At 56.1% G+C, this 26588-nt stretch carries 24 protein-coding genes; 15 read left to right on the top strand and 9 right to left on the bottom strand.

Features of this window, described 5'->3' with window-relative positions; genetic code table 11:
• Positions 1–7 precede the first annotated feature (7 nt).
• The 4 genes from OUO13_RS14690 to OUO13_RS14675 all read right to left on the bottom strand — a co-directional run bounded on the left by OUO13_RS14690 (position 8) and on the right by OUO13_RS14675 (position 6189).
• Entirely contained in the window at positions 8–1876 is a 1869-nt protein-coding gene (locus OUO13_RS14690; RefSeq protein WP_283174651.1) for a cation:proton antiporter, read from the bottom strand.
• 144 nt (positions 1877–2020) lie between these two features.
• On the bottom strand, positions 2021–3568 hold the full coding sequence (locus OUO13_RS14685) for a DHA2 family efflux MFS transporter permease subunit (RefSeq protein WP_283174650.1): 1548 nt from the start codon (positions 3566–3568) through the stop codon (positions 2021–2023).
• Positions 3569–3571: 3 nt separating this feature from the next.
• Positions 3572–4717, bottom strand: coding sequence for an HlyD family secretion protein (locus tag OUO13_RS14680; protein ID WP_283174649.1), 1146 nt, complete (start codon positions 4715–4717; stop codon positions 3572–3574).
• 17 nt (positions 4718–4734) lie between these two features.
• The gene (locus OUO13_RS14675; protein WP_283174648.1) at positions 4735–6189 is read right to left on the bottom strand and encodes an efflux transporter outer membrane subunit; all 1455 of its coding nucleotides are present in this window, start codon (positions 6187–6189) and stop codon (positions 4735–4737) included.
• Positions 6190–6286: 97 nt separating this feature from the next.
• Here OUO13_RS14675 and OUO13_RS14670 point away from each other — a divergent pair, with 97 nt between their 5' ends.
• The 5 genes from OUO13_RS14670 (at position 6287) to OUO13_RS14650 (ending at position 12429) form a co-directional block, all read left to right on the top strand.
• The gene (locus OUO13_RS14670) at positions 6287–6901 is read left to right on the top strand and encodes a TetR/AcrR family transcriptional regulator (RefSeq protein ID WP_283174647.1); all 615 of its coding nucleotides are present in this window, start codon (positions 6287–6289) and stop codon (positions 6899–6901) included.
• Between the two features lie 94 nt (positions 6902–6995).
• On the top strand, positions 6996–8705 hold the full coding sequence (locus OUO13_RS14665; protein ID WP_283174646.1) for an ExeA family protein: 1710 nt from the start codon (positions 6996–6998) through the stop codon (positions 8703–8705).
• A gap of 3 nt (positions 8706–8708) precedes the next feature.
• Positions 8709–9638, top strand: coding sequence for a general secretion pathway protein GspB (locus OUO13_RS14660; protein WP_283174645.1), 930 nt, complete (start codon positions 8709–8711; stop codon positions 9636–9638).
• A gap of 36 nt (positions 9639–9674) precedes the next feature.
• Complete coding sequence (gene dinG, locus OUO13_RS14655; RefSeq protein ID WP_283174644.1) at positions 9675–11768, top strand: ATP-dependent DNA helicase DinG; 2094 nt, start codon at positions 9675–9677, stop codon at positions 11766–11768.
• A 61-nt stretch (positions 11769–11829) separates the two neighbouring features.
• Positions 11830–12429, top strand: coding sequence for a histidine phosphatase family protein (locus OUO13_RS14650; protein ID WP_283174643.1), 600 nt, complete (start codon positions 11830–11832; stop codon positions 12427–12429).
• Between the two features lie 48 nt (positions 12430–12477).
• Here the strand turns inward: OUO13_RS14650 and OUO13_RS14645 are convergent, their stop codons facing one another.
• Positions 12478–13407, bottom strand: coding sequence for a carbon-nitrogen hydrolase (locus OUO13_RS14645; protein ID WP_283174642.1), 930 nt, complete (start codon positions 13405–13407; stop codon positions 12478–12480).
• On the bottom strand, positions 13394–14422 hold the full coding sequence (locus tag OUO13_RS14640) for an agmatine deiminase family protein (protein ID WP_283174641.1): 1029 nt from the start codon (positions 14420–14422) through the stop codon (positions 13394–13396). The genes OUO13_RS14645 and OUO13_RS14640 overlap by 14 nt, the downstream gene beginning before the upstream one ends.
• A 163-nt stretch (positions 14423–14585) precedes the next feature.
• Between OUO13_RS14640 and OUO13_RS14635 the strand changes: the two genes are divergently transcribed.
• Positions 14586–15836, top strand: coding sequence for a lipoprotein-releasing ABC transporter permease subunit (locus OUO13_RS14635; protein WP_283174640.1), 1251 nt, complete (start codon positions 14586–14588; stop codon positions 15834–15836).
• Complete coding sequence (locus OUO13_RS14630) at positions 15829–16527, top strand: ABC transporter ATP-binding protein (protein WP_283174639.1); 699 nt, start codon at positions 15829–15831, stop codon at positions 16525–16527. The genes OUO13_RS14635 and OUO13_RS14630 overlap by 8 nt, the downstream gene beginning before the upstream one ends.
• 58 nt (positions 16528–16585) lie before the next feature.
• Here OUO13_RS14630 and OUO13_RS14625 read toward each other — a convergent pair whose 3' ends face one another.
• On the bottom strand, positions 16586–17137 hold the full coding sequence (locus tag OUO13_RS14625) for a DUF2062 domain-containing protein (protein ID WP_283174638.1): 552 nt from the start codon (positions 17135–17137) through the stop codon (positions 16586–16588).
• A gap of 57 nt (positions 17138–17194) precedes the next feature.
• Here OUO13_RS14625 and OUO13_RS14620 point away from each other — a divergent pair, with 57 nt between their 5' ends.
• From OUO13_RS14620 to murB, 8 genes are all read left to right on the top strand, one after another.
• The gene (locus OUO13_RS14620) at positions 17195–19468 is read left to right on the top strand and encodes a DNA internalization-related competence protein ComEC/Rec2 (protein WP_346429361.1); all 2274 of its coding nucleotides are present in this window, start codon (positions 17195–17197) and stop codon (positions 19466–19468) included.
• Positions 19469–19557: 89 nt separating this feature from the next.
• Complete coding sequence (locus OUO13_RS14615) at positions 19558–20193, top strand: MotA/TolQ/ExbB proton channel family protein (protein WP_283174636.1); 636 nt, start codon at positions 19558–19560, stop codon at positions 20191–20193.
• Positions 20190–20612 carry an ExbD/TolR family protein gene (locus OUO13_RS14610; RefSeq protein ID WP_283174635.1) on the top strand — a complete coding sequence of 141 codons (423 nt, stop codon included), beginning with the start codon at positions 20190–20192 and terminating at the stop codon, positions 20610–20612. The genes OUO13_RS14615 and OUO13_RS14610 overlap by 4 nt, the downstream gene beginning before the upstream one ends.
• Positions 20602–22362 (top strand): lipid A export permease/ATP-binding protein MsbA, encoded by a 1761-nt coding sequence (gene msbA, locus OUO13_RS14605; protein ID WP_283174634.1) that lies wholly within the window; start codon positions 20602–20604, stop codon positions 22360–22362. Before OUO13_RS14610 ends, msbA begins: the two co-directional genes overlap by 11 nt.
• Before the next feature lie 5 nt (positions 22363–22367).
• Complete coding sequence (gene lpxK, locus OUO13_RS14600) at positions 22368–23360, top strand: tetraacyldisaccharide 4'-kinase (protein WP_283174633.1); 993 nt, start codon at positions 22368–22370, stop codon at positions 23358–23360.
• Positions 23360–23578, top strand: coding sequence for a Trm112 family protein (locus tag OUO13_RS14595; protein ID WP_283174632.1), 219 nt, complete (start codon positions 23360–23362; stop codon positions 23576–23578). The genes lpxK and OUO13_RS14595 overlap by 1 nt, the downstream gene beginning before the upstream one ends.
• Before the next feature lies 1 nt (position 23579).
• Positions 23580–24080 carry a low molecular weight protein-tyrosine-phosphatase gene (locus OUO13_RS14590; protein ID WP_283174631.1) on the top strand — a complete coding sequence of 167 codons (501 nt, stop codon included), beginning with the start codon at positions 23580–23582 and terminating at the stop codon, positions 24078–24080.
• Entirely contained in the window at positions 24077–25093 is a 1017-nt protein-coding gene (gene murB / locus OUO13_RS14585; protein ID WP_283174630.1) for a UDP-N-acetylmuramate dehydrogenase, read from the top strand. Before OUO13_RS14590 ends, murB begins: the two co-directional genes overlap by 4 nt.
• A gap of 114 nt (positions 25094–25207) precedes the next feature.
• On the opposite strand, the gene OUO13_RS14580 is transcribed toward murB, so the two are convergent.
• Both OUO13_RS14580 and OUO13_RS14575 read right to left on the bottom strand, forming a co-directional pair.
• Complete coding sequence (locus OUO13_RS14580; RefSeq protein ID WP_283174629.1) at positions 25208–25933, bottom strand: UDP-2,3-diacylglucosamine diphosphatase; 726 nt, start codon at positions 25931–25933, stop codon at positions 25208–25210.
• Positions 25933–26430 carry a peptidylprolyl isomerase gene (locus OUO13_RS14575; protein WP_283174628.1) on the bottom strand — a complete coding sequence of 166 codons (498 nt, stop codon included), beginning with the start codon at positions 26428–26430 and terminating at the stop codon, positions 25933–25935. Before OUO13_RS14575 ends, OUO13_RS14580 begins: the two co-directional genes overlap by 1 nt.
• Between the last annotated feature and the right edge of the window lie 158 nt (positions 26431–26588).

The raw sequence follows: 26588 nt of genomic DNA, 5'->3' as shown, positions 1-26588 counted from the left end.
GACCCGTTCAGATGCTCTGATTGCTGCTGGCGGTGCGTTCGCGCTCGCCCGCCAGACGATCCAGCATGGCCTTGTTGCACAGGCTGATCACAATCTGTCCGGCTTTGGGAGTTGTCCCAGAGCCGGATACCAGTGGTGTCACCTTGCCATCTTGCTCAATACACATCAGGCACATGGCGTCGCTGCCGTTGCGTTTCTGATAGTCCTCGAATGTGAACTCCTCGCTCAGGCGCGTGCTGCGTACCTGTCCGCCTTGTGACAGCAGGCTGGCGAATTTGCCCCAGGTGAGGTGGTCGGCAAACAGTAGCTGGCCACTGAATTCCTCGCTGTGGCGATGTTTGCTGCTTTGCTGGCTTTCGGTGCTGGTTTGCAGGCGGTACACCTTCTGCGCTCCGAACTCCTCCTGAAACCACATGCTGGCCACCGCATTGCTGCGGGCATCCGGTGACAAGGCCAGCAGGCTGCCCAGGCCGGTCAGGTCGAGGCGTGCTTCGGCGTAGTCAGAGGCCGGGTTACCAAAGAATGTAGTTAGGCCGTCCATGCGTGCGGCCCGGATATTGTCGTGGCTGGAGTCGGCTAATAACACTTGAACGTTGTGCTTGCGTAGCTCGCGGGCAATGGCACGCGCCACAATGTTGGCTCCCAGAATCAGAATGCCGTGTGGTGGAGGTTCGACAACACCGAGCCAGCGAGCCAACGGGCGCGCGGTGGCACTTTGCAGGATCACTGTGCCAAAAATCACCGAAAACGTCAGGGGTACCAGCAGGCTGGCGTTTTCAACACCGGCTTCTTCCAGTTTGATGGCAAACAGGGCTGATACCGCAGCTGCCACAATGCCGCGTGGTGCAATCCATGCCAGCAGGGCTTTTTCCTGCCAGCGCAATTTGCTGCGCCAGGAAGCCAGTAAAATCGACAAGGGCCGTGCCAGTAATTGCATGGCGATCAGCAGGACAATGGCTTTCCAGCCCAGTGACAACAACTCCGGCAGGGTCAGGCGCGCCGCCAGCAGCACAAACAGACCGCTGATCAGCACCACCGTCAGGTGTTCCTTGAAGTTGAGGATTTCGGCCAGATGCAGGTCGCGCTGGTTGGCCAGCCACATGCCCATCAGGGTGATGGCCAGCAGGCCGGACTCATGGGCCAGATAGTTGGAGAGACTGAAGGTCACCAGTACAACGGCCAGCGCCGCCAGATTGGCGAGGTATTCCGGAATCCACTGTTTGCGTAACCAGGTGCCCAGCAGCCAGCCACCGGCCAGACCACAGGCACTGCCGATACCGATGATTTCAACAAACGCCAGCAAGCCCTGGCCAATACCATTGGCGGTGCTGCTGGCCAGCAGGTACTCGTACACCATAACCACCAGCAGGGCGCCAATCGGGTCGATCAGAATGCCTTCCCAGCGCAGGATGTTGCTGATCGCCGCATTGGGGCGGACGGTGCGTAACATGGGCACAATCACGGTCGGGCCGGTTACTACGGTTAATGCGCCAAACAGAATGGCAATCGGCCAGCCGGGTTCAAACAACCATTGGGTAACCAGAGCGGTAACCACCCAGCTGGCCATGGCGCCCACACTGATCAGGCTGCGCACGACGTTGCGCTGGTTGCGGATTTCCTGCAGGTTGAGGGTCAGGCTGCCTTCAAACAGGATGATGGCCACTGCGAGGGAAATCAGGGGGAATAGCAGGTTGCCAAGCAGGGCGTCAGGATCAAGCAGGCCACTGACCGGCCCCAGCATCAGGCCGCTGATCAGCAAGAACAGAATGGCGGGTAAACGTACGCGCCAGGCCAGCCATTGGCACAGGAAGCCGGTCAGGGCGATACCGGCCAGCATTAACGGAATCAGTTCGGTTGGAGTGTGCGTACTGGTCACTCGTTGTCCTTGTTATCAACATGTCGATCGTCAGGATAACGACAATGATGGATGGCGGGAATGCTCAGATAGAACGAAGCCCCGCAGGGCGGGGCTTCGAGACAGATGGCTGTCGTTTTGTAGCGGTTGTGTTGAATGGGGCGATCAGTGTCCGCCGCTGGCGGCCGGGTCGATGCTTCGGGTTGGTTTGGGTGCCAGCCAGATCGCCATGGCGGCAATCACGAAGGCGGCGGCCACAATCGCCATGATCTGGTTGGTCGCCAGCATCACGCTCTGACTGGTGATCAGACGGTCGAGCATCTGGTTGGCCATATCCGGACTCATGCCCTGGTTGATCATCTGGGCGTGAGTAACACCGCCCGGATCGCTGATCGCTACCAGTTCAGCATGGTTCTGGGTGGTTTTGTCGTCCCACATGGTGGTGATCAGTGAGGTGGCAAAAGCACCTGATAGCGTCCGCAGGAAGTTCATCAGGCCAGCGGCTGATGCGGTTTCCTTAGGTTCTACCGACGACAATGCCAGTCCACTGAGTGGTACAAAGAAAAATGGCAGTCCCACGCCCAGCAGCAGCAGCGGCAGGGCGATATCCCAGTAGGTCATGTCGGTGGTGGCGATAGTGCGCCATGCGGTAATGGCACCCAGCCACATCACCCCAAAGAACACCAGTTTACGGGCATCCATTTTCATCGACATACCGGCGGCCATCGGTGCTACCAGAATGGCCAGCACGCCGGTCCAGGCCGTGGTATGGCCGGCTTCGGTCGGGGTGTAACCCATATAACCTTGCAGCCACTGCGGTGTCAGCACGTTAGCGCCAAAAAACGCCGCAAACGCCAGACTGATGGTTAACACCGATACCGAGAATCCACGATGGCGGAATACCCGCAGGTCCACTACCGGGTGATCCTCGTGCAATTCCCAGATCATAAAGGCGGCAAAACCGATCACGGCCACAATGCTCAGGGTAATAATTTCGATCGAAGCAAACCAGTCGAGGTTTTTGCCTTCGTCGAGCACCAGCTGTAGCGCTCCCACCCACACAATCAACAGCACCAGACCGGTGAGGTCGAACGGATTGCGCTGCAGGGGTTCTTCATAACGCTTGAGCAAGCGCCAGGCAGCCCAGGCACAGGCAACCGCAATTGGCAGGTTGATCCAGAAGATCCACGGCCATGAGTAGTTGTCACACAGATAACCACCCAGAATTGGCCCCAGAACCGGTGCAATCAGGGTTGTCATTGACCACAAGCCGATCGCTGCCCCGGCTTTTTCGGCCGGGAAAATACGCAGCAGCAGGGTTTGCGACAGTGGCATCAGTGGGCCGCCTGCCAGGCCCTGGAAAATCCGCGCCAGTACCAGCAAACCGAGAGAGTCAGCCAGGCCGCACAGCGCCGAAAACAGACCAAATGCACCCATCGAGATGGTAAATACCCGTACCGCACCAAAACGGTTGGCAAGCCACCCGGTCAGCGGAACGGTAATGGCCTCGGCCACCGCATACGAGGTAATCACCCAGGTGCCCTGACTGGTGGTGGCGCCAAGGCCACCGGCAATCGAAGGCACCGATACGTTGGCGATGGTCATGTCGAGTACGGCCACAAAGTTGGCGGCGGCCAGTACCAGAGCAGCCAGCCACAACATGCCACCTTGCAGCGGCTGGAGTGGTTGCTTGTGATCGAACGGATTACCCATGGCTTACCTCAAGGTCAGCGCGTTATCGCCATCAGCCTTGGCGTGAGTATCAATGGTCACTTCCATGGACAGGCCAACACGCAGCGGATGTTCTGCCAGTTCGGCCTGATCGAGACGAATGCGCAGTGGCAGGCGTTGCACAACCTTGATCCAGTTGCCGGTGGCGTTCTGGGCCGGAATCGTTGCAAACGCGGAGCCGGAACCCGCAGACAGCCCTTCCACTACGCCGTGGTAGGTCACACTGTCGCCGTACAGGTCGGAGGTGACGATCACTGGCTGGCCAATGCGCACTTCTTCGAGCTGGCCTTCCTTGAAGTTGGCATCAACATGCATGTCCTGCACCGGCACAATACTCAGCAGGCTGGTACCTGCCTGAATGCGCTGGCCTGGCTGTACGCTGCGATTGGCGACGATGCCATCAACGGCGGCGCGAATTTCAGTGCGCTCCAGATCCAGCTGGGCCTGTTGCAGGCGTACCTGAGCGGCCAGTACTTCCGGATGGGTATCCGGTGTGCTGTTGATGATTTGCACGGCGTTGGCTTCGCGAGAACGCTGGGCACCAATACGAGTGGCTAGAGTCTGGCTGGTAGCGGCATTGGCCGCGGTCAGGGCAGCACGAGCGGATGCAAAGGCGTTTTCGGCGCGGGTCAGTTCGTCACCGGAAATAGAACCGGACTTCACCAGCGCCTGACGGCGTTCCAGATCGATACGGGCGCGTTCGAAGTCGGACTCAGCACCACTCAGTTGGGCGCGAGCGGTTTTTTCGGCCGCTTCTGCAGCGGCTACCTGGGCTGCCAGCGTCTTGTCATTGGCGTAGTAGGCAGCGACCTGACGTTGTACTCGCGCCAGATCCGCTTCGGCCTGGGCTACGGCCAGGCGTGCATCAGCCTGATCGATACGAACCAGTACATCACCTGCTTTGACGCTCTGGGTGTCCTGCACCAGTACTTCGGCAACAATGCCGGAGACGGCCGGAGTGACGGTGGCGATTTCAGTGGCTGTGTAGGCGTTGTCAGTGGATACATAACGGGAGCCGTGCAGCTGCCACCAGGTGGCGGTCGCGCCAGCGCTCAGCAGAACCACGGCACCCAGTGCCACCAGCAGTTTGTTACGTTTCTGGCTCCGGGATGGGGAAGCAACTTCAGTCATACAGGATTCTCCGGACATTATTCAGATACAGGTTGCTGGTAACCGCCACCAAGGGCCTGAACCAGAGCAACGTCAAGGGTGATGGCACGCGCTTGCAAGTCGGTCAGAGCGCGGCGGTTTTGTATTACGAGGTCTTCAGCGGTCAACACGTCGAGGTAGCTGTCGAGGCCGCCTTCATAACGGTTACGACTGATGCGCCAGGATTCTTCGGCGGCTTCCAGTGCTTGCTGGCTGGCCTGCATGCGGCCCTGCAGCGCGCGTTGGCTGGTGGCGGCGTCTGCTACTTCGTTCAGTGCATGGCTGATCGCCGACTGGTAGCTGGCAACCGCTTCTTCGTAACCGGCACGGGCCTGACGCAAATTGCTGCGCAGGCTGCCGCCGTTAAAGATCGGCAGCGAAATAGCCGGGCCGAATGAGCCGATGGCTGATCCGCCGTCAGTCAGTTTGTCGAGGCCCAGTGACTGCAGGCCGACCATGGCTGACAGGTTTACGTCCGGGTAAAACGCCGCTTTGCTGGCAGCGACCTTGTCCATACGGGATTCGGCTTGCAGGCGTGCGGCAACGATGTCCGGACGACGACCCAGCAGGCTCAGTGGCAGATCAGATGGTACGGCCGCATCACCGGCCAGACTCATCACCGGGCGTTGCAGGCTGGCAGCGCGATCAGGGCCAGCGCCCAAGAGGGCTGCGATGGCATGACGTTGTAACTCGATCTGTTCGTCGATGGCCAGAACATCGCCTTGGGCGCTGGCTTGTAATGCTTCGGCACGACGCAGGCTGCCACGGGTTTCCAGGCCGTTGTCAAAACGTTCTTTCATCAGGCGGGCAGTCGTGCTGCGAATTTCCAATGCGTGCTCAAGGGTGTCGCGGCTGGCGTACAGATGTGCCAGTTCTGCCCATGAGGATGCAATGCCAGCGGACAGTGTCAGGCGCGCAGCGGCACGTTCGGCTTCAGTGGCTTCCATGGCGCTGGTCGCCGCAGCCAGATTGGCGCGGTTTTTACCCCAGAAGTCGAGCTCCCAGCTGGCATCAATGGTGGTGCGACCATAATTCTGCAGGCCGTTCGGCGTCATGCTTTCCGGCGTCAGGTAGTTGTAACTCTGCTTCTCACGAGTAACCGAAGCATTGGCGCTGACGTTGGGGCCCATGGCGGCTTTGTTCAGGCCGATTACGGCGGCGGCAGACTGCAGCTGGGCGTCGGCCATTTTCATGTCCGGGGCGGAGGTCAAGGCTTCGTCGATCAGCTGATTGAGCTGTGGATCGTTGTAGCGTTTCCACCAGTTATCCTGAGGCCACTGGGTAGAGGTGCCCTTGATGCTGGTGGATTGGAACTGGCCTGCATCGGGCAGGCTGCTCAACTCGCCATCGTCCGGCAAGCTGGCGCAGGCACCGAGTCCGAGGCTGGCGATGACGATGGCCAGTCGGGCGGGGCGCGCATAAAAGAGGCGACCAACGGAATTGAGGCAGGTCATTGGACACTCCAAAACTGTACTGTACGGTTTAGTTTATGTTGTCTTCTTTATCAACGTCAAGCTAAAATGAACTCGCTGGTACAGTTATGAGGTGGATATGAAAACCAAAAGCGAGGCGCGTCGACGTCTGATTCTGGATGTGGCTGCGGATGTTTTTCGTGAGTCCGGTTTTGAGCGTTCGTCGATGGCAGAGATCTGTACGCGGGTGGGTGGCTCCAAGGCGACTCTCTACAATTATTTCCCATCCAAGGAAGAGCTGTTTCTGGAAGTGATGCTGGAAGGCACCAAGGATCACTTTTGCTTTTTACATCAGGCACTTGATTGGCGTAATTCAAGTATCCGTGAAGCATTGACCAACTTCGGTGAGCAGCTTCTCATGCTGATTTATTCTCCTTCCATTATTGCTGTGCGGCGTTTGGCCATTGCCGAGTCGATGCGTTCCGGTGTTGGTCAGGATTTTTATGAGCGCAGTCGTCGTAAGGGCGAGCAACTGGTTGCCCAGCATCTGCAGCAGGCAATCGATGCCGGTCAGTTGCGTAATGGCGATACCCATCTGATGGCGGTGCAGTGGCTGGCATTGCTGGATGCGGAGTTGATGGAAAGGCTGTTCTGGCGTGATGTACCGGAGCCGGACTTTGAGCATATTCAGGCGGTTACCGGACGGGCAGTGAATGCGTTTCTGGCGATCTGGGGCCCCATCGATACTCACTAGATGCGGCTTTGTTGAGTGCTGCTCTCAACTGCGTTGGTGGTCAAAATCCGCTATGATGCCCGGCCAGATTGCTGGCAGCCGAGCGTTTGACCGAATGTACCTCGATTTTTTTGGCCTGAGCCGTTTCCCATTTACCATTGCCCCTGACCCGGAATTCCTGTTTCCGTCACCGGGGCATCAGGAAGCGCTGGCCCATTTGCATTACGCCTTTACCGGACACGGTGGTCTGATCTGCCTGACCGGTGAGGTAGGGACCGGCAAGACCACTCTCTGCCGCGCTTTTCTGGCGATGGCCCCCGACGATGTCTGTACGGCCTATATCTTTAATCCGCAATTGTCGGCGCTCGAACTGCTGCAGAATCTGTGTGACGAACTTGGTGTGGAATACGCCCGTGATGCCAGTCAGAAAGACATCTACGCAACGCTCAACAAAGCACTGCTCGATATTTATGCCGCCGGTAAACGGGTGATCTGTGTGATCGACGAAGCGCAGAGTATGCCGATTCCGTTGCTGGAGCAGATTCGTTTGTTGACCAATCTGGAAACCGACAAGGAAAAGCTGCTGACGCTGGTGTTGGTCGGACAGCCGGAATTGCGGGATCTGCTCAATCGCTACGAACTGCGTCAGCTCAGCCAGCGCATCACCGCTCGTTACCATCTGCGTCATCTCTCTGAGGTCGAAACTCGCAATTATCTGCGTCATCGTCTGGCGACCGCGGGTTGTGAGCAGCCGGTGTTCCCGGATAGCGCCGCCAAAGTGATATGGAAAGGCTGTGCCGGGGTGCCGCGTATCATCAATAGCGTGGCCGATCGTGCCCTGCTGGGTGCCTATGCGTCCAATAGCAAGGAAGTTACTCCGGTGATTGCTCGGCAGGCGCTGCGGGAAGTGCTGGGTGAGGCGGCGTTACACACCACCCATTTGCCAAACGCCCAGACCAATCCGCTGCGTAGCGCGATAGGGGTGGCATCCGGAATGGTGATGGCTTTGGCGCTGGTGGGTATTGGTGTACTGCTGGCACCGCGTTTGACGGGCTCTGACCATTACGCAAGTGCCGATCTTGTGGAAGCTGCGGCTGAGTCTGCTGAAGCAGCGAAGCCCACAGAAATCAATCCTGCCCTCTCTGCGTCCATTGCTACTGTATCCATTGCTAGCGCTCCAGAGAACACACACGAGAGCGCGCCTGAGCCATCAACGCCAGATGATCTGGCAGCCGAGGATGCGCAAATGGCGAATGCCGACGCTGTCAAGGTTGCTCCCGCAACCGTGCTGGTGGATGTCAATGCAACCGATCCGGCCCTGATGTTGTCGCCAGTTCTGGGTTTAACCGCTGTCGGCTGTGATGATTTACCGAAGCAGGGCTGGGCCTGCCTGTGGGTCGACTGGCCGCGCGCACGTCTGCAGGATTTCCAGTATCAGGTGGCTGTTCAGAACGAAGCGGGTAACTGGTTGCCGTTCAGTCAGGCCAGTGACGAGCCATTGGCATCCAAAGCCTTGCTGCTCTGGCAACCTCCGCAGGGTTATAAGGGACTGGTGCGTCCGGGGCAAACTTCGCTGGTGGTTGCCTGGGTTCGTGCGGTTCTCGGGGTTGAGTGGCACGGTGACTGGCAAATGATCGGCCCCTCTGGTGGTCAGGATGTACTGGCCAAAATCGATGAGAATTTTTATGACCCGTTGTTAGCGCTGCGGGTTGGTCAGTTCCAGGCGGAGCAGGGGTTGGGTGCCGACAAGATTCTGGGGCCACAAACCCTGCTGTATTTGCAGAAAGCGCTGGCGGCGCGCAGCAATACCCAGGCGGGAGAATAAACGGTGTCGTACATCCTCGATGCTCTGAAAAAGTCCCAGCAGGAGCGCGCGCCATCGAATACCACGCCGCTTGTGGCGCTACCTGAAACGCCAGCTGCCCCTGCCGGGTTACCAACCCTGGTGCTGGTGGCAGGTGCTGTTGTAATGGTCTTGTTACTGGTGGCGGTGTGGCAAACCTTCCGCACTGCGGATGCCGGGGCTGATATCAATATTGCACTGGAGTTGAATCAGGCCGCTGGTTATCAGGCGGATGCAGGATCAGCAGTCGAGCCGGTTGTGAATAGCGAATCAGCGACGGATACATCGGTTGATTCAACGGACGTGGTGTCAGAACAAAATGTCCCAGCCGCCTCCAAATCGGTTGCGGTGGTAGATCCGGCCCTGATTGTGCGTTCGCGTCCGGCGCCGGTATTACCAAAAACTGAATTTATACCGTTATCTTCAAGTTCTGTGCCAGATGACCTTTCGATCCAGCAACGTATCCAGTCCGGACAGATGTCGGATTTCGGTCGTGTGCATGATCCGGATGCCGAGGTGCAGCTTGAGACCAGACCCGTCGCCAGCGCGGGTGTGGCCATGCCAGAGGGCTCAACCCTGATCGAGCCATCAGCCAGGCCGATGCCGAACGTTCGTAATAATGGTGTCGCCAGCACAGAACCATCCGTTGCTGGTGCGGCGGCTGTTGAAACCCGAACCTTGCCGCCGCTGTCGGCGCTGGTGAAATTGCCAGACCTGATTATTTCCAGCCATATCTATAGCCCGGAGCCAGCCAGTCGGCAGCTCAGTATGAATGGTCGCAACTGGCACGAAGGTGACTGGATCACTCGCGAAGTGCAGTTGCAGGAAATTACCCCGGAGGGGATTGTGGTGGTGGTTGATGGTTATCCGTTCCACGTCAATAGCCAGAACGGCTGGCAGGCGCTGGCTGACTGAGCAGACTGAAAATACGATGTGGCAGGAGAATTCATCATGCTGAATCAGGAATCCCGGGAGCGTATCCAGGCCCTGTATCGAGAATGTATCAAGGCGCTGGACCTGAAACCGCGTTATGGACAGCGGGTGATGATCGCTGAAATTGCCAAGGCGCTGGGTGGCGTTCGTCTGAATGACAAGGGTGAGCGTGAAAACGATACCGGTATTGTGGTGGTAGAAGCGGGGACCGGTACTGGTAAAACCCTGGCTTATCTGTTGGCGTCGTTGCCGATTGCCATTGCGGCCGAAAAGAAATTGCTGATTTCTACCGCCACGGTGGCGCTGCAGGAGCAGATTCTTGATAAAGATCTGCCGAATCTGAAAAAAACGATCTCGCTGCCATTCAATTACGCGCTGGCCAAAGGCCGCGGCCGTTATCTGTGTCTGATGAAACTCGACAAGGCGCTGGAGCAGCTGTCGGGCATTCTGTCGACCATCGACCTGTTCGAACAGACCCCGGAAGAACAGGATCGCGAGTTATACGAAAAGATGCTCAACCAGTACGCCTCCGGGCGCTGGGATGGCGACCGTGATCGCTGGGCGGAAGAAATCAGTGATGCCCAGTGGGGCCATATGACGGCAACCCATCGTGAGTGCTCCAATCGCCGCTGTCCGCATTTTTCCAATTGTTCATTCTACAAGGCCCGTCAGGCCATGGAAGACGCCGATATCATCGTCGCCAACCACGACCTTGTGTTGTCGGATCTCAGCCTGGGCGGTGGCGCAGTGCTGCCAGCGCCCGAAAAAACCATTTATGTGTTCGACGAAGGCCATCACCTGGCGGACAAGGCACTGAACCACTTCCGTATGGAAGTCGGGGTGCGAGCCCAGCGTCAGTGGCTGAAACAGTTCGAAAAAGGCATCGAACAGTTTGTGGCGGCGACCAGTATGCCGCCGTCGTTGATGCACTCCATGCAGGAAGCGCCGGGGCAGGCTCGTGATCTGGTCAACTGGCTGAACCTTTTGTGGCCACTGCTGATGGATATGTTGGGTGATCGTGAGCGGGTGCGTTTTGAGTTTGGCCGTATCCCCGACAACCTGCGTGATCTGCTGAATAACATCAAAGCGCCATTGCAACCCTTGATGCAGGGGCTCGACAAGCTCTGCGACGCCTTGCAGCAGTCGCTGGATGCCAAGGGTGAAGGTGAGTTCAGTCGTGATATCGCCGAAAGCTGGCAGGCGCCAATGGGCATGATGCTGCAGCGGGCTGAAGCGCTGTGGGAGGCGGTAACCTGGTTGGCTGCGGAAGAAAAAGAAGGCGAATTGCCGGTGGCGCGCTGGATTGCCCGCACGCCGTTTGGTGAAGACTGGGATATCCGTCTGAGTGCTTCACCGATTGCGATCGCCGATCAGTTGCGTCGTAACCTCTGGTGGCGTTGTTACGGTGCGGTGGTTACGTCGGCAACCCTGACGGCGCTTAACAGCTTTGGTAATCTGGCCTGGGAAACCGGCCTGCCGGATTGGGTTGGTTATCATCGGGTAGCGAGCCCGTTTGACTACCCGAATCTGGGCCAACTGGAAGTGGTGCAACTGGGGTCAGATCCGAAAAGTGAGCAGTTCCAAAAGGATGTAGAAGATTGGCTGCGGGCGAATGTTGATACCGATAAAGGCACGCTGGTGCTGTTCAGTTCGCGGGCTCAGCTGGAAGCAACCCGGGAAACCTTTATCCGCAACTGGTATGAGCGGTTGTTGTGTCAGGGCTTTTTGCCCAAAAGCGAGATTGTGCGCCGCCACAAGGAACGTATCGACAAAGGCGAGGGCAGTATCATTTTTGGTCTGGCCAGTTTTGCTGAGGGTATCGACTTGCCGGGTGAATACCTGACCCATGTGGTGATTGTGAAAATTCCGTTTGCAGTGCCGGATGACCCGATTCAGGCGGCGACCAGTGAATGGCTGGAAAGCCGTGGCCGGAATCCGTTTATGGAACTCACGTTGCCGGCAGCGTCGATTCGTCTGGTGCAGGCCTGCGGGCGATTGATTCGCAAGGAAACCGATTCCGGACGCGTCAGTATTCTGGATAAGCGTCTGGTTTCGCATCGGTATGGCAAGTTGTTGCTGGATTCCCTGCCACCATTGAAACGAATCGTCTGATTGGCTGGAGCGCCGGCCAATAGGCCGCTAGAGTTGCTGTAATGCCTGAAGGAGTACATCCATGAAATCCCTATTGGCCTTGGTGGCTTGTCTTTGTGCCAGTATGTGTCTGGCCGTTGAGCAAACCGGAACCCTGCAGGAACGTCAGCAACTGCGTAATCTCTGGCAGCGCGCCCACCAACCGGGACATATACTGCTGGTACAGGCGGCTGACGCTTCCCCGGCTGGCACTCAGGAGCAGGGCAAGGAACATGACTGCTACAAGCAGATGAATCTGACCTCGATCGGAGTGAATCGCAGTCTGCGTTATTACCGGACTCTGCGTCGACACGACCTCAAACAAGCGATGGTGTATTCCAGCGAAAACTGTGCGGCAATTGAAACAGCAACCCGTCTGGGGCTTGGGGTGGTGCATCTGTTGCCGATGCTGAACCCGCAACTGGTTAACAACTATGTTGATGGCTTGCAAGGTCAGGCCTTGAAAGGCTGGATTATGGAGCAGCCGCTGAATCAGCCGCTGGTGCTGGTCACCCAACGCGCCAATATTGTGGATCTGGCTGGGGTGGTGCCGGAACCTGATCATGCAACCTTGCTGTCGTTTGATGAAAACGGTTACCTGGTTGCCATTGGGGTGTTACCACTGCTTGAGCTGATTCGCTGAGCAGCAATCGTGTGATTCCCGGATTGCACCGTCCCTCGTTACTTGAGTTCAGTCGCGCCAGCGTTTGCTGATGTCGCCAAACGCTTCGATGCGGCGATCCCGCATGTAGGGCCAGGTGCGGCGCAGCTGTGCCGTGCGGCTCATGTCGATATCCACCAGCAGCGTTTGTTGTTGGTCCTCGCTTGCTCTGGCCAGAAATTCACCCTGTTGGCCGCAGATAAAACTGTTACCCCAAAACTGAATGCCATTGCGTTGGCCGCTTGGGTCGCCTTCAAAACCGCAGCGATTGGTACTGATCACAGGTAAATGGTTGGCGATGGCATGTCCGCGTTGCACTGTCATCCAGGCTTCCAGCTGGCGCTGGTTTTCGTCTGCCTGCTGGATTGGGTCCCAGCCAATAGCGGTTGGGTAAATCAGCAGATTGGCACCGGCCAGAGCCATCAGGCGTGCGGCTTCCGGATACCATTGATCCCAGCACACCAGAATGCCAAGTTTCCCAACGGAGGTTACTATCGGCTGAAAACCCGGTGAGTGCGCGTCGCCCGGCGTGAAATAGTATTTTTCGTAATAGCCAGGATCGTCGGGGATATGCATCTTGCGATAGAAGCCGGCCAGCTCCGGGCTGTTGTCAAACACCACGGCGGTATTGTGAAACACGCCCTGGGCTCGTCGTTCAAAAATCGAACCGACAATAACGATTCCCAGTTCGGCTGCCAGTGCCCCCAGTTGTTGGCTGGTTGGGCCATTCAGCGGTTCGGCGAGGTCAAACAGTTCTTCAGATTCGTGCTGGCAAAAATAGCGATTGCCATGCAATTCCTGCAAACAGACCAGCTGGGCGCCAGCCTCGGCGGCCGCGCGAATATGTTCTACGGTATTGGCAAAGGTCGCGGCAGGGGTTCCGGCAAAGGCCTGCTGAATGGCTGCTACTTTTAATCTGGCTGGTAATGCGGCTGGTTTGTTTGGTTCAGCGACGGCCATGATCAGTCTCCTGATGAATCTGCATGGTCAGACAGTGCAGGGAGCCGAATTGTTCGATCAGGGCGCGGCAATTGATGGGGTGAATACGGTGAGACGGGAAGCTCTGCATCAGACGTTCAATGGCAATGCTGTCTTCTGGCACATCGTAGACAGGTACCAGTACCGCTTTGTTAATGATCAGGAAGTTGGCGTAGGTCGCGGGCAAGCGTTTACCTTCGCTGTTGTGGATGGGCGACGGTAATGGCAAAGGCATCAGGTTGTACGGCGCTCCATTGGGCTGACGCAGTCCCTGAAGCTGGGTCTCCATGGCTTTGAGGCTGGCATAGTGGCTATCGGAATGGCGCGCCTGACAATAGGCGATGGTGTGTGGGTTGCAAAAACGCGCCAGTGTATCGATGTGGCCATCGGTGTCGTCACCTTCCAGTTTGCCACTGGTGAGCCAGATCACCCGTTCAATGCCGAGATACTCCAGCAGCATCTGTTCGATTTGCAGGCGCGTGAATCCCGGATTGCGGTTCGGATTGAGCAGACAGGATTCGGTGGTCAGCAGGGTGTTGCGGCCGTCGGTTTCCAGACTGCCGCCTTCCAGTATCCATTCCTGTCGGTGCATAACAACATCGCCGAAAGCACCGGCCCGATGCAGGGTTGCAGTGATGCGATCGTCCTTGTCGCAGGCATAACGATTGCCCCAGCCGTTAAAGCGGAAATCGAGCAGGCGCAATTTGCCATTTTCATAACAACTGAGCGGGCCGGTATCCCGTGCCCAAGTGTCGTTATTGTCAGCCAACCATACACTGACCATCGGCTGGTTTTGGTACAGATGCGCCAGGCGTGACTGGTCGGCGCGCGAGGCCACACTGATGATGACCTTCTGATACTGGGCGATGGCCGCCACAATGGCATGATATACCGGCTCAACACGGCCAAGGCTTGCACCCCAGTCACTGCTGCGGTCGGGCCAGATCAGTTGTACGGCGGTTTGCGGTTCCCATTCCGCCGGCATGCGTTTGTTCACGGGGGCTCTCACTGTGATGTCGGACAATCCTGAACGGGCATTATGTCTATTTTTTTGTTGTCGGATAGTCGGCGGGTCGCCTTTCGTTGTCGAGTCGGGCAAACTTGCGCCGCCACCGATTGTCTCAATCGGCTAATCAGTTTGCTTTGGAGTTTCCTGGCTTATGTCCCTGTCACCCGGTTCATTGCCCATCGGTATCGGTTTGCGTTACCTGTCGGCACGCCGTCGTAACAATTTTATTTCCTTTATTTCAGCCAGCTCGATGATCGGCATGACTCTTGGGGTCGCGGTGCTGATTCTGGTGTTGTCGGTTATGAACGGCTTTGACCGCGAATTGCGCCAGCGCATTCTCGGTATGGTGCCTCACGGTGTTCTCTACCAGACCGGTGGAATTCAGGATTGGCGTTCGTTGGCTCGTCAGGTTCAGGCCTTTCCGGGTGTTGCTGGCGTGGCGCCGCTGACCCGTATTCAGGGCATGTTGGCCGCCAATGGTCGGGTCAAGGGTGTGATGTTGACCGGTATTGATCCTGCCGAAGAAGGCAAGGTTTCGATTCTGCCGGATCACATCACTCTTGGGCATCTGGCCGATCTTGAGCCTGGCAGCTATGGCGTGATGCTGGGCGACTTGCTGGCTCGCAGTCTGGATGTTGCGCCGGGTGACAGCATCACCCTGATGCTTCCGCAAGCCAGTGTGACACCTGCTGGTGTTCTGCCACGAGTCCGTCGTTTGACGGTGGTGGGCATTTTCTCGGTGGGTGCTGAACTGGATGCCAATCTGGGGGTGATCAACCTCGAAGATGCGGGCCATCTGGAGCGTATTAATGGTCAGGCGGAGTCGCTGCGGATCAAATTCGACAACCTGTTTGATGCTCCGGAACGTATCTGGCAGCTGGTGAACAACCTCGATGGCCAGTTCTCCGGCAGTGACTGGACCAGAACGCACGGCAATCTGTTTGCCGCCATCCGGATGGAAAAAACCATGATTGGTCTGTTGTTGATGATTATTGTGGCGGTGGCCGCATTCAACATTATTTCAACGCTGGTGATGGTGGTGACTGACAAACAGGCGGATATTGCGATTCTGCGGACGATGGGCGCCAGTCCGCGTACCATCATGGCCATCTTTATGGTTCAGGGAGTGGCGATTGGTCTGGTGGGTGTTGTGGCGGGCGGTTTGCTCGGTGTTATTGCCGCGCTGACCATTTCTGACCTGGTCGCCTTTGTTGAAAAAGTCTTCGGTTTCCAGATTCTCAGTGCTGACGTGTACTTCATTTCCTATCTGCCAAGCCAGCTGTTGCTTGAAGACGTGGTGGTGGTGATTGCTTCCGCTATGGCCTTGAGTTTCCTGGCCACCCTTTATCCATCCTGGCGTGCATCTCGAGTTCAACCTGCGGAGGCCCTGCGTTATGAATAATCCGGTAACGCGCGAGCCTGTGCTGGTTGCCAAAGGACTGCGCAAGACTTACACCACGGGGCCGCAGGACGTAACCGTCTGGCAGAATATTGATATCACTCTGCAGCCCGGTGAAACCCTGGCGATTGTGGGTGCGTCCGGCTCTGGTAAAACAACCTTGCTGAACGTTCTGGGTGGTCTGGATTCTCTGGATGCCGGGCAGGTACTGCTGGCTGGGCAGGATCTTCACGCGCTGCGTGAGCCTGAACGTACCCGGGTGCGTAATCGCAAGATTGGCTTTGTGTACCAGTTCCACCATTTGTTGCCTGAGTTCTCAGCACTGGAGAACGTCATGCTGCCACAATTGCTGGCGGGTGTGCCGACTGCAGAGGCCATGCGGGCGGCAATGGGATGTTTGCAACAGCTGGGTATGCTTCACCGTGCTGACCACAAGCCGTCGGAGTTGTCGGGTGGTGAGCGTCAGCGTACGGCGATTGCGCGGGCGCTGGTGAACAAGCCTGCGTTGGTGTTGATGGACGAGCCGACCGGTAACCTCGATCAGCAAACGGCTTCTCAGGTCGAAGAGTTGATGGTGCAGCTGGTGCGTCAGGTTGAAACGGCGTTTGTATTGGTGACCCACGATGAAACCCTGGCGCGCCGCATGAATCGTTGTATGCGCTTGCGTAACCAGTCGCTCGTTGAAATCGTCTGAGTACGCACAATAAAAAACGGCCGCAATAGCGGCCGTTTTTTATTGGTTGTTCCTGTGTTCAGTGAGCAGCAGGATCAACAGCAGTCTTGCGAGGCTTTTTTGGGCGAAGTGCACGTTTTTTCCAGTTGTCCAGCACGTGCAGTCGCCAGAACAGATGAATCAGGAAGTAACCGGCAACACCCAACAGTACACCCGAGGTAATACAGCCGACCAGCAACGGTTCCCAGACCGCACCCAGTTCGTTAAGTACCCAATCGAGAGAAATTTCGATGTGGAAATCACGAGGTGGAGTGTTGAGTATCCAGGTACCAAATTTGTAGGTGGCGTAATAAATGGGCGGGATAGTGATCGGGTTGGTCAGCCATACCATTCCAACGGAAATCGGAACGTTGGCATTGGCATAAAACGCGATCAGTGCAGCCAGGACCATCTGGAACGGAATCGGAACAAAGGCTGCGAACAAACCAACGAGAAAAGCACGCGCAACCGAACGTCTGTTCAAATGCCACAGGTTCGGTTTGGCAAACAGCGGCGACAAAAAACGAAGCGACTTGTTGGCCTTGATCTGCTCAGGGGACGGGAAGAAACGCTTGAGTAATTTTTTGGGCATGGAAAAGGCCATAGCTGTGAAGCGCGGTGATTATGCCGCCATTGGCAGGGAGTAGCAATGCAACATCCAATGATGTTTTGGGCATGCCTGATCGCCTCTTCAGTAATCCTACCGCAGTCGACGAGTCTGTTTCTGTTGGCAATTCTGGTCATTCTGTGTGGATGTGTAACGGTTAATTGTTACCGCAATGCGATGGCTGGAAAACGCTTGTTGTGGGTGCTTGGAATTGGCTGTTTGCTGATGCTCTGGACCCAATTCTGGCTGGCGGAGCAGTTGTCTCATCGCTGGCCAGTCGAGCGGGATGGTGAGGACGTTGATCTGCTGTTGGAAATCGATAATGTTCGCGACAGCGGTAATTATCGAAGTCTGCAGGTGACGGTGCTGCAAGCGCCGGATGATCTTGGCGTTGATATTCGACGTTTGAAACTGGGCTGGTATGGGCGCAAAGGTGCATTCAGCCACCGATTGCCGGTCGTGGGTGAGCGTTTGCAGGGCGTGGTGCGGCTGCGGGCGCTGCGTGGCATGGTGAACGGATTGCCGTTTGATTATGAAGGCCAGATGCTGCGTAAGCAGGTCGATGCGCGCGGATACATTCGTAGTGTTTCTTCGCTAGCTCCGGTGGCTGCAAATGGCGGTTGGCGGCAGCGCTGGCTGGAGCAGCAACAGGTACAGCAAGGGGCCAACGTGTGGCCTTGGATTGCCGGGCTGGTGTTGGGGCAGCAGGACGCCTTCACAGCAGAACAGTGGCGGGTGGCGCAGGCGACCGGAACTCTGCATTTACTGGTGGTCAGTGGTCTGCATCTGGGAATGGTTTGTGCGCTTTTGTATGGTCTGCTGGCGCTTGTCATACGCCTGTTAGCGTTAGCGGGAATGGCCGTTTTTGTTTTGCGTTGGCAGGAGTCCCGGCTGATCCGTGCTTTGTTGATGCTCATCCTTTCCGGTTTTTACCTGTGGCTGGCAGGAGCAGGGGTTGCCTTGCAGCGAGCCTGGCTGATGTTGGTGGTACTGTTGCTGGTATACGGCAGTGGTTGGCGAATTTCGCCGTTGTTGGGCTGGACCGTCGCGCTGCTGGTGATACTGGTGATTAATCCGCTGATGGTGCTGTCGTCCGGGTTTCACTATTCGATGCTGGCTGTGCTGCTGTTGTTGCTGTTTTTGTCGGGACGGAATATGTCGTGGCTGGAGGGTATCTGGCGTCCGCAGTGGCTGATCTTTGTGGGGCTGATGCCAGTGGCGCTCAGCTGGTTGCAACCGCTGTCGCCTGTGCATCTGTTGGCCAATGCGGTTGCAATTCCTGTGCTGGGCTTTGTGATGCTACCGCTGGTCTTGCTGAACGTAATATGGCCGGGTGGGTGGTTTGCCGAACCTCTGGTTTGGTTTGGTGATGTATGGTGGCAGTCGCTGGAGTGGGCGGCACGAGTGCCGCTGCCGATCCTCTCTGGAGCGGGTATCGGTTTGACGGTTATATGGATCGGGTTGCTGGTTTTGTTGTATCTCGGCGCCAGCCCATGGCGGGCCGCGCTGGGAACGATCGCCAGTGTGGTGGTGTTGTTTATGGTTCCACCAGCGGTTCCCGAGCGCCTGTTACTGCTGGATGTTGGGCAGGGACTGTCACTGCTTGCCAGTGCCAACGGTCATTCCTTGTTGTATGACACTGGCGCTCTTTACTCCGATGAATTCAGTGTGGCTGATCTGGTGATTATTCCGGTTTTGCGTCAGGGTGCGGGAGTTCTGGATGTCGTGGTCAGTCATAGTGATCAGGATCATTCCGGTGGAGTGCCAAGCCTGTTAAAACGTGGCGCGGCTGTGCGTGACTGGTATGTCGGCCAACACATCGAATCTTTGAATTCTGCCCTGGACTGTCATCAGCAGGACGATCGCTGGCATGTGTTTGGTAATGACGGACGCTGGCGTTTTCTGCTGGTTCCTCTGATGGCAACTGCTGACGATAACGATCATTCCTGTGTGGTGATGCTGGAGTGGTTCGGTCAACGAATTCTGATTATGGGTGATCTGAGCAGTGCTTATGAGCAGTTGCTGGTTGGTCGTTACGGCGACGAGTTGCGCACAGACGTTCTGGTTGCCAGTCATCACGGCAGTCGGAGTGGCTCATCCCGGCCGTTTCTGGAGACCGCAAAACCCAGAGAAGTGTGGTTCTCGGCGGGTTTTCATAATCATTTTGGGCATCCGCATGAGGATGTTCTGGAACGATTACGCCAGTTGCATATCTCATGGCGCAACACCGCCGAGGTGGGTGCAATAGAAATGAAGCCGGATGGTTCGGTTCTGGGAATGCGGACTGGTTGGCAGCCTGTATGGCGACAGCTCTGAAGTCCCTGATAGCCATGACTGTCATGTCTTATACATGACAATCCCTTGTGCTAGAGTAGCGCGCAATTTGAATCAAGGAGAATGCCCGCATGTTTGAGATCATCCAGAGTGGTGGATGGATGATGGTACCGATTATCCTCTGTTCGGTACTGGCCCTGGCAATTTGTGGCGAACGCTTCGCGACCTTGCGTATTTCCAAAATCGCGCCGCCGGATTTGTTAGCCCAGGTATGGGCGTGGATGAAAAACAAGCAGCTGAATGCTGACCGTATCCGTGAGCTGCAAGAAACCAGCTCTCTGGGGCGTGTGCTGGCGGCTGGCCTGGTTAACTCCCGTCATGGTCGTCAGATTATGAAAGAGAGTATTCAGGAAGTTGCATCCCACGAGATTCATGACATGGAGCGCTACCTTAACGCTCTGGGCACCATTGCTGCGGTTGCTCCGCTGATGGGCCTTTTGGGTACCGTGTTCGGTATGATCCAGGTGTTTACTGAGATCATGACTCAGGGGACTGGTCAGTCGGGTGCGTTGGCCGGTGGTATTTCCGAAGCTCTTATCACGACTGCAGCCGGTCTGATTGTCGCCATTCCGGCGCTGATCTGTCACCGCATCCTGCAACGTCGTGTGGATGAGATCGTGGTGTTCATGGAGCAGGAAGCCATCAAACTGGTGGACGTTCTGCACGGTGATCGTGAAGTTGTCGACAGCGCAGAGGCCGCCCGGTGAATTTCAAGCGTCAGCAACGTGAGGAGGTGTCAGTTAACATGACACCTCTGATTGACATTGTTTTCCTGCTGCTGATTTTCTTCATGGTGTCGACAACCTTCACCAAGGAAAGTCACCTGAATCTGGATCTGCCAGAAGCGACGGCTCAGCCGAGCGACGCTCCTGAACGGGCGATCGAGATTGTGGTGACTGCCGAAGGAAACTACAGCATCAATAATCAGGCGTTGATCAATCAGCAGGTTGATTCACTCAAACGTGGTATCAGCCACGAACTGGGTGAACGTCAGACCGCTCCGCTGGTGATTACCGCCGATTCCCGCGCTCCTCACGGAGCCGTTGTACGTGCGATGGATGCCGCAGGCCAATTAGGTTTGGTCAATATCAGCATTACTACCCGCCAATCTGAAAATGAAAACTGAATCTACCGCGGAAACGCGGTCTGCATACCGGGTGTATACCCGGTTGCTCTCTTATGTATGGCCACATCGTGTGGCCTTTGGTGTCAGCGTCATCGGTTTTGCACTGTTTGCTTCGTCCCAGCCTGCTATGGCTCATTTGATGGGGTTGGTAGAGAAAACTTTGCGTGAACCGACCCAGTCGGCGATTTTTCTGCTGATCTCCCTGTTGATGGGCACTTTCTTTTACCGTGGTATCGGTACCTTTCTGGGCAAATATTTTCTGGCCCGGGTCGCCCGCAACGTGGTGCACAGCTTGCGCACCCAGTTATTTAACAAGATGACCCGTTTGCCCAGCTCCTACTATGACGGTGAGTCGTCCGGTCGCCTGATTTCTCGTGTGATCTTTGATGTTGACCAGGTTACCGGCGCATCGACCCGAGCTCTCACAACGTTTGCACAAGAAGGAATGACCGTGATTGGCCTGATGGCTTATCTGATGTATCTCGACCTTACCCTCACTCTGGTATTTATTGCGATCACACCGTTAATGGTGGCGGTTGTTGGTCTGTCGAGCCGTTTTTTCCGTCGCTACAGTCGTCGGGTTCAGCAGTCAGTTGGTGATGTTACCCAGGTAACCAACGAAACGGTTCAGGGCTATCGCGAAGTGCGGTCCTTCGGTGCGCTTGAGCACGAGCAGAAACGCTTCGCTGAAGTGAGTGAGAAAAACTGTAATCAGGCACTGAAGTTCGACCTGACTAACGCCATCAGTGTGCCGCTGTCGCAGCAGATTGTATCGGTTGGTCTGGGTGTAATGGTGTACATCATGTTCCTGCGGGTTCAGGGTGGGTCCATGACGGCTGCCGAGTTCCTGCAGTTTATGACCGCTGCTTCCCTGATCGCCAAGCCGATTCGCTCCCTTGCTGATATCAATGCCCAGATCCAGAAAGGGATTGCTGCGGCTGAATCCATTTTCCTGGTGCTCGATGGCCCGGAAGAGCCGGATAACGGTGCTCGTACTCTTGATGTGCCTGCTCGTGGTGATATGGAGTTCGATCAACTGACCCTGACCTACGATGGTGCGGTTACGCCATCGGTGGATGCGGTTACGTTTACTGTGACGGCCGGCACTTCTGTTGCGATTGTGGGCAAGTCCGGTTCAGGCAAAACCAGTCTGGTAAATATGATTCCGCGCTTTTACGAGCCGGTATCCGGCTGTATTCGTCTGGACGGGGAAGATATTCGCGAACTGACCCTGGCCAGTCTGCGTGAGCAGATCGCGATTGTGGGCCAGAAAGTGACGCTGTTTAACGGTACGGTTCGCGACAACATTGCTTATGGCGCCTTGCGTCATTGCACTGACGAACAGGTTCGTGCTGCCGCTCACGCTGCTCATGCGGATGAGTTTATCGAAAAGCTCGAGCAGGGTTACGACACCTGGCTCGGCGAAAATGGCGTGTTGTTGTCCGGTGGTCAGCGTCAGCGCATTGCGATTGCACGTGCCATCCTCAAGAACGCACCGGTACTGATTCTGGATGAGGCAACTTCGGCGCTGGATACCGGCTCCGAGCGTCACATTCAGGCGGCGATGGAAGAGGTAATGAAGGGCAGGACGACCTTTGTTATTGCGCACCGCCTCAGCACCATTGAACGGGTTGACCGCATTCTGGTTATGGATGGTGGTCGTATTGTGGAAGATGGCTCTCATCGGGAGTTGCTGGCAAAAGGTGGTGTGTACGCCACGCTTTACCAGATGCAGTTTGGCGAGGAATAACCGGCATGCAGGATGCAAAGCAGGGTTTCTGGAAGCGAGTGGCGGCCAGGATTGAACACAACTGGTATTCGCCATCGGCCTTTGGAAATCTGTGGCTGTTGCCTCTGCATGCCTTGTTCTGGATGATTGCGTCGGCGCGGCGGGTGTGGTTTACCCTGCGACCGCCGGTTGACGTAAAGCTGCCGGTGATTGTGATTGGTAACATCGCCGTGGGCGGTACTGGCAAGACTCCTCTTATCACCTGGTTGGCACGTCGTGGCGGTGAACTGGGGATTCGGGTCGGTATCGTCAGTCGCGGTTATGGTTCCAGCGGTGGGCAATACCCATTGCGGGTTCAGGCCAATACGGATGCTGCCTTTTGTGGTGATGAACCGAAATTGCTGGCTAATCGCCTGGGGTGTCCGGTCGTGGTTGATCCGGATCGTCGTCGCGCAGTGGAGAGCCTCGCCAACGAGGTTGACCTGGTGCTGAGTGATGATGGTATGCAGCACTATCGCATGCCTCGGGTGGCTGAGGTTGTGGTGGTTGATCATGAGCGCGGCTTTGGTAATGGCTGGCTGATGCCGGTTGGTCCGTTGCGTGAGCCGGTGGAGCGGATTGAATCCGTTGATCTGGTGGTTCGTAATGGCGAAGATTTTATTCTGCAGCCATCCAGCCTGATAAACGCAGCCAGCGGCCTTGAAGTTGATTTTATGCGCCTCGAAGGGCGGACAGTACACGCGGTTGCGGGTATTGGAAACCCTCAAAGATTTTTTGCAACGCTCCGCAAACTGGGGATGAATCCAATCGAACATGTGTTCGCGGATCATCATCCTTATCAGCCGGAAGATTTGCAGTTTGGAGACAAACACCCGGTTGTGATGACCGAAAAAGACTGGGTGAAGTGTCGTGAATTTGTGACTGAAAATAGCTGGTACCTGCCGGTAGAAGCGGTGTTGACCCGCAAGACCCGGCAGGCGCTGGAAGCCCTGTTGTTGACCTGGGGAGGTAAAGACTGATGGATAAACAATTGCTTGCGATGCTGGTATGCCCGCTGTGCAAAGGCAAACTCAAGTACGACAAGGATGCCCAGGAGTTGCTGTGTACGTTTGATGGCCTGGCTTTCCCGATTCAGGATGGCGTGCCTGTTATGCTGGAAGGCGAAGCCCGCCGTATGAGCGTTGAAGAAAAAATGGAACGTTCCGAAACCGCTGCCCCTGCAGCTGATGCGGAATAACATGGCCAATCATCAGCCGCTGTCGGTTCTGTTTGTTTGCCTTGGTAATATCTGTCGTTCGCCAACCGCGCACGGCGTATTTGCCCATATGGTTAACAGAGCCGGGCTGGCTGATGTGATTCATGTTGAATCAGCAGGAACCGGGTGGTGGCATGTTGGTTCAGCTCCTGATCCGCGAACCTGTGCGGCGGCTGCGCTGCGTGGTTATGATCTGACGGCGCAACGTGCTCGTCAGGTCAGTGTTGATGATTTCGATACATTTGATCTGGTGCTGGCGATGGATCGCAAAAATCTCGCCGAGCTGCGTCAGCTGCGCGCCCGTCATGGTAATCGCGGCGCGCTGCCCGAGCTGTTTCTCGAAGCATTCGGCGAACGGCCGGGACCTGTAGAAGTGCCCGACCCCTATTACGGTGGTGATGACGGTTTTGATCATGTCCTGGATCTGGTTGAAGTCGCGTCTCGTAATCTCCTCTCTCATTTGCAGAAAACCCGTTTATCGTGATTCCTGTTGCTCAAAACCATGATCTGACCTCTGCCAATACCTTGCGTCTGGCGGGGCGTGCAGCTGCATTTGCCGAGTTCTCAACCGTTTCGGATTTGCTGTCATTACTGGATCAGGCTGGCGCTGCGCGTTTGCCCGTGATGATGTTAGGCGGTGGCAGTAACGTGCTGTTGGGATCATCGGTTCCGGCGTTGGTGCTGCGTTCGGCGATGACAGCAGTGACCGTTCTGGGAGGTGCTGCCGAGCACGTACGTATTCAGGTTGAGGCTGGCAAAAACTGGCATGAGTGGGTGCTGGAGAGTCCGGCATATGGACATGGTCTGGAAAACCTCGCATTAATTCCGGGGACCGTTGGTGCTGCACCTATCCAGAATATCGGTGCGTACGGAGTTGAGGTCGGCAATCTGGTAGATGAGGTTCGTGGATTTCAGCTCTCGACCGGGCAGCTGCGCACGATATCGGCACAGGAGTGCCGTTTCGGTTATCGTGATTCGGTTTTCAAGCGAGAGCTGGCGAATGACTTTATTGTGCTGTCGGTGGTGTTTCGCCTGCAGCGTCGGTTTGAACCGGATTTGTCTTATGGCCCGCTGGCCACTCTGGATGCTGCATCTGTAACACCGCAACAGCTGATCGAACGGGTGTGCGACATTCGCCGCGAGCGTTTGCCTGATCCAGCAATTACGCCGAATGCAGGTTCTTACTTTAAAAACCCGGTGATTGATCGTGTGCAAGTGGAAAGACTGCAGCAGCAGTATCCGGGGATTCCGGTGTATCCGGCGGCACGTGCTGACCAGTTGAAACTGGCTGCTGCCTGGTTGATTGATCAGGCTGGCTGGAAAGGTCGCTGGTTAGGAACTGTGGGGATGCATGATCGTCAGGCTTTGGTGCTGGTCACCAACGGTGCGGCGACGCTTGCTGATGTTCGTGCTCTCCAGAATGCGGTTGCTGATGATGTCTGGCAGCGTTTTGGGGTTCGCCTTGAACCTGAGCCATTGCAATTTGGCGAGGTGTGACGGGCCTCAGAGATGCCTCGTCGAGGTTTGCTTCACGATAATAAAACCTCGGATTTCAAACAATAAAAAGCCCGGTTTAACCGGGCTTTTTATTGGAAGGTGGGAAGCAGTTGATCAGAGTTCGAACTCGCTCAGCTGCAAACCATCCTCACTGGTCCAACGTGCCATCCAGCCTTGCTGGTCGCTCCAGTCGCCCAGCACCATACGTGTCATGCTCTGGCCATTCTCCTGCCAGTGATGCACCGCAGGGCGATGGGTGTGACCGTGCAGCAGGGTATGGACATCCGCCTGTTGCATAACGTTTACTACCTCGTCCTGAGTCACATCCATGATTTCGATGCTTTGCATCTGGCCTTTACGCTGACTTTCGTCCCGTACCTGGCGTGCAAACGCAATGCGTTCTTCGATGGTTTTTGACAGGATTTGCTGTTGCCAGGTCGGGCTGCGGAACAGACCGCGCATTTTTATGTATTCCACGTCTGCAGTGCAGAGACTGTCGCCGTGTAACAAAAGAATGCGTTCGTTGCCGAGTGTCAGACAGGTGCCTTCGTCAATCAGGCTAGCGCCAGCACGCTGGCAGAATGCCTGTCCGAGCAGGAAGTCACGGTTGCCATGCATGATGTAAACCTTGCAGCCGCGCTCGGACAGTCCCCGCAAAGCCTCTTCCACCAGTTTTGTGAAAGGGGTTTGCAGGTCATCACCGATCCAGACTTCAAAGAAATCGCCGAGAATATACAGCGCTTCAGCGTCCGTCAGGCTGTTGATGAATCGGAGAAAGCCGTCTGCAAGGGCAGGGCGACTCGGCTCCAGATGCAGATCGGAGATGAAATAAACGGTCATCAGGCAATGATTTCCGCTTTTTCGATGATCACGTCTTCAACTGGAACGTCCTGGTGACCCATCTTGGTAGTGGTTTTAACAGCCTTGATGCGGTTAACCACGTCCATACCATCTACAACTTCACCAAATACGCAGTAGCCCCAACCTTGCATGGTTTTGCTGCTGTGGTTCAGGAAGTCGTTATCCCTCACGTTGATGAAGAACTGGGAGCTGGCAGAGTGTGGATCCATGGTGCGGGCCATAGCGATGGTGCCAGCCTTGTTGGTCAGGCCGTTGTCAGCTTCGTTTTCGATTGGTGTCTTGTTCTCGGCTTTTTCGCTCATGCCAGGCTTGAAACCGCCACCCTGGATCATGAAGCCATCGATGACGCGGTGGAAAACCAGACCGTCGTAGAAGCCGTCTTTTACGTAAGCTTCGAAGTTGGCAGCGGTTTTAGGCGCTTTTTCGTGGTTCAGTTCGATCTTGATGTCGCCGAAGTTGGTTTTGAGCAGGATCATGTTGTCTCTTCCGGTTGTAGGCCCGCAGCCGGGCACGGTATAAAACGGGTATCTAAAAAAATACGAGGCCGCGTATAATAGCGGCTTTTTGACGGCCTGACAGCGCCTCTGTATCGGAACAGACGGGGCGGCCTTTCAATTTTCGACCTGAAACGGGT

Source organism: Parathalassolituus penaei (assembly GCF_026626885.1).
GTDB lineage: Bacteria > Pseudomonadota > Gammaproteobacteria > Pseudomonadales > Oceanobacteraceae > Oceanobacter > Oceanobacter penaei.
The sequence above is the reverse complement of the archived record's forward strand: the minus strand, read 5'-3'. Positions and strand labels throughout refer to the sequence as shown.

What these genes read in the sequence shown, in the direction of transcription:
- OUO13_RS14685 (WP_283174650.1), bottom strand. Translation starts at nt 3,568, where the DNA reads ATGGGTAATCCGTTCGATCACAAGCAACCACTCCAGCCGCTGCAAGGT.
- OUO13_RS14680 (WP_283174649.1), bottom strand. Translation starts at nt 4,717, where the DNA reads ATGACTGAAGTTGCTTCCCCATCCCGGAGCCAGAAACGTAACAAACTG.
- OUO13_RS14675 (WP_283174648.1), bottom strand. Translation starts at nt 6,189, where the DNA reads ATGACCTGCCTCAATTCCGTTGGTCGCCTCTTTTATGCGCGCCCCGCC.
- OUO13_RS14670 (WP_283174647.1), top strand. Translation starts at nt 6,287, where the DNA reads ATGAAAACCAAAAGCGAGGCGCGTCGACGTCTGATTCTGGATGTGGCT.
- OUO13_RS14665 (WP_283174646.1), top strand. Translation starts at nt 6,996, where the DNA reads ATGTACCTCGATTTTTTTGGCCTGAGCCGTTTCCCATTTACCATTGCC.
- dinG (WP_283174644.1), top strand. Translation starts at nt 9,675, where the DNA reads ATGCTGAATCAGGAATCCCGGGAGCGTATCCAGGCCCTGTATCGAGAA.
- OUO13_RS14650 (WP_283174643.1), top strand. Translation starts at nt 11,830, where the DNA reads ATGAAATCCCTATTGGCCTTGGTGGCTTGTCTTTGTGCCAGTATGTGT.
- OUO13_RS14645 (WP_283174642.1), bottom strand. Translation starts at nt 13,407, where the DNA reads ATGGCCGTCGCTGAACCAAACAAACCAGCCGCATTACCAGCCAGATTA.
- OUO13_RS14635 (WP_283174640.1), top strand. Translation starts at nt 14,586, where the DNA reads ATGTCCCTGTCACCCGGTTCATTGCCCATCGGTATCGGTTTGCGTTAC.
- OUO13_RS14630 (WP_283174639.1), top strand. Translation starts at nt 15,829, where the DNA reads ATGAATAATCCGGTAACGCGCGAGCCTGTGCTGGTTGCCAAAGGACTG.
- OUO13_RS14625 (WP_283174638.1), bottom strand. Translation starts at nt 17,137, where the DNA reads ATGCCCAAAAAATTACTCAAGCGTTTCTTCCCGTCCCCTGAGCAGATC.
- OUO13_RS14620 (WP_346429361.1), top strand. Translation starts at nt 17,195, where the DNA reads ATGCAACATCCAATGATGTTTTGGGCATGCCTGATCGCCTCTTCAGTA.
- OUO13_RS14615 (WP_283174636.1), top strand. Translation starts at nt 19,558, where the DNA reads ATGTTTGAGATCATCCAGAGTGGTGGATGGATGATGGTACCGATTATC.
- msbA (WP_283174634.1), top strand. Translation starts at nt 20,602, where the DNA reads ATGAAAACTGAATCTACCGCGGAAACGCGGTCTGCATACCGGGTGTAT.
- lpxK (WP_283174633.1), top strand. Translation starts at nt 22,368, where the DNA reads ATGCAGGATGCAAAGCAGGGTTTCTGGAAGCGAGTGGCGGCCAGGATT.
- OUO13_RS14595 (WP_283174632.1), top strand. Translation starts at nt 23,360, where the DNA reads ATGGATAAACAATTGCTTGCGATGCTGGTATGCCCGCTGTGCAAAGGC.
- OUO13_RS14590 (WP_283174631.1), top strand. Translation starts at nt 23,580, where the DNA reads ATGGCCAATCATCAGCCGCTGTCGGTTCTGTTTGTTTGCCTTGGTAAT.
- OUO13_RS14580 (WP_283174629.1), bottom strand. Translation starts at nt 25,933, where the DNA reads ATGACCGTTTATTTCATCTCCGATCTGCATCTGGAGCCGAGTCGCCCT.
- OUO13_RS14575 (WP_283174628.1), bottom strand. Translation starts at nt 26,430, where the DNA reads ATGATCCTGCTCAAAACCAACTTCGGCGACATCAAGATCGAACTGAAC.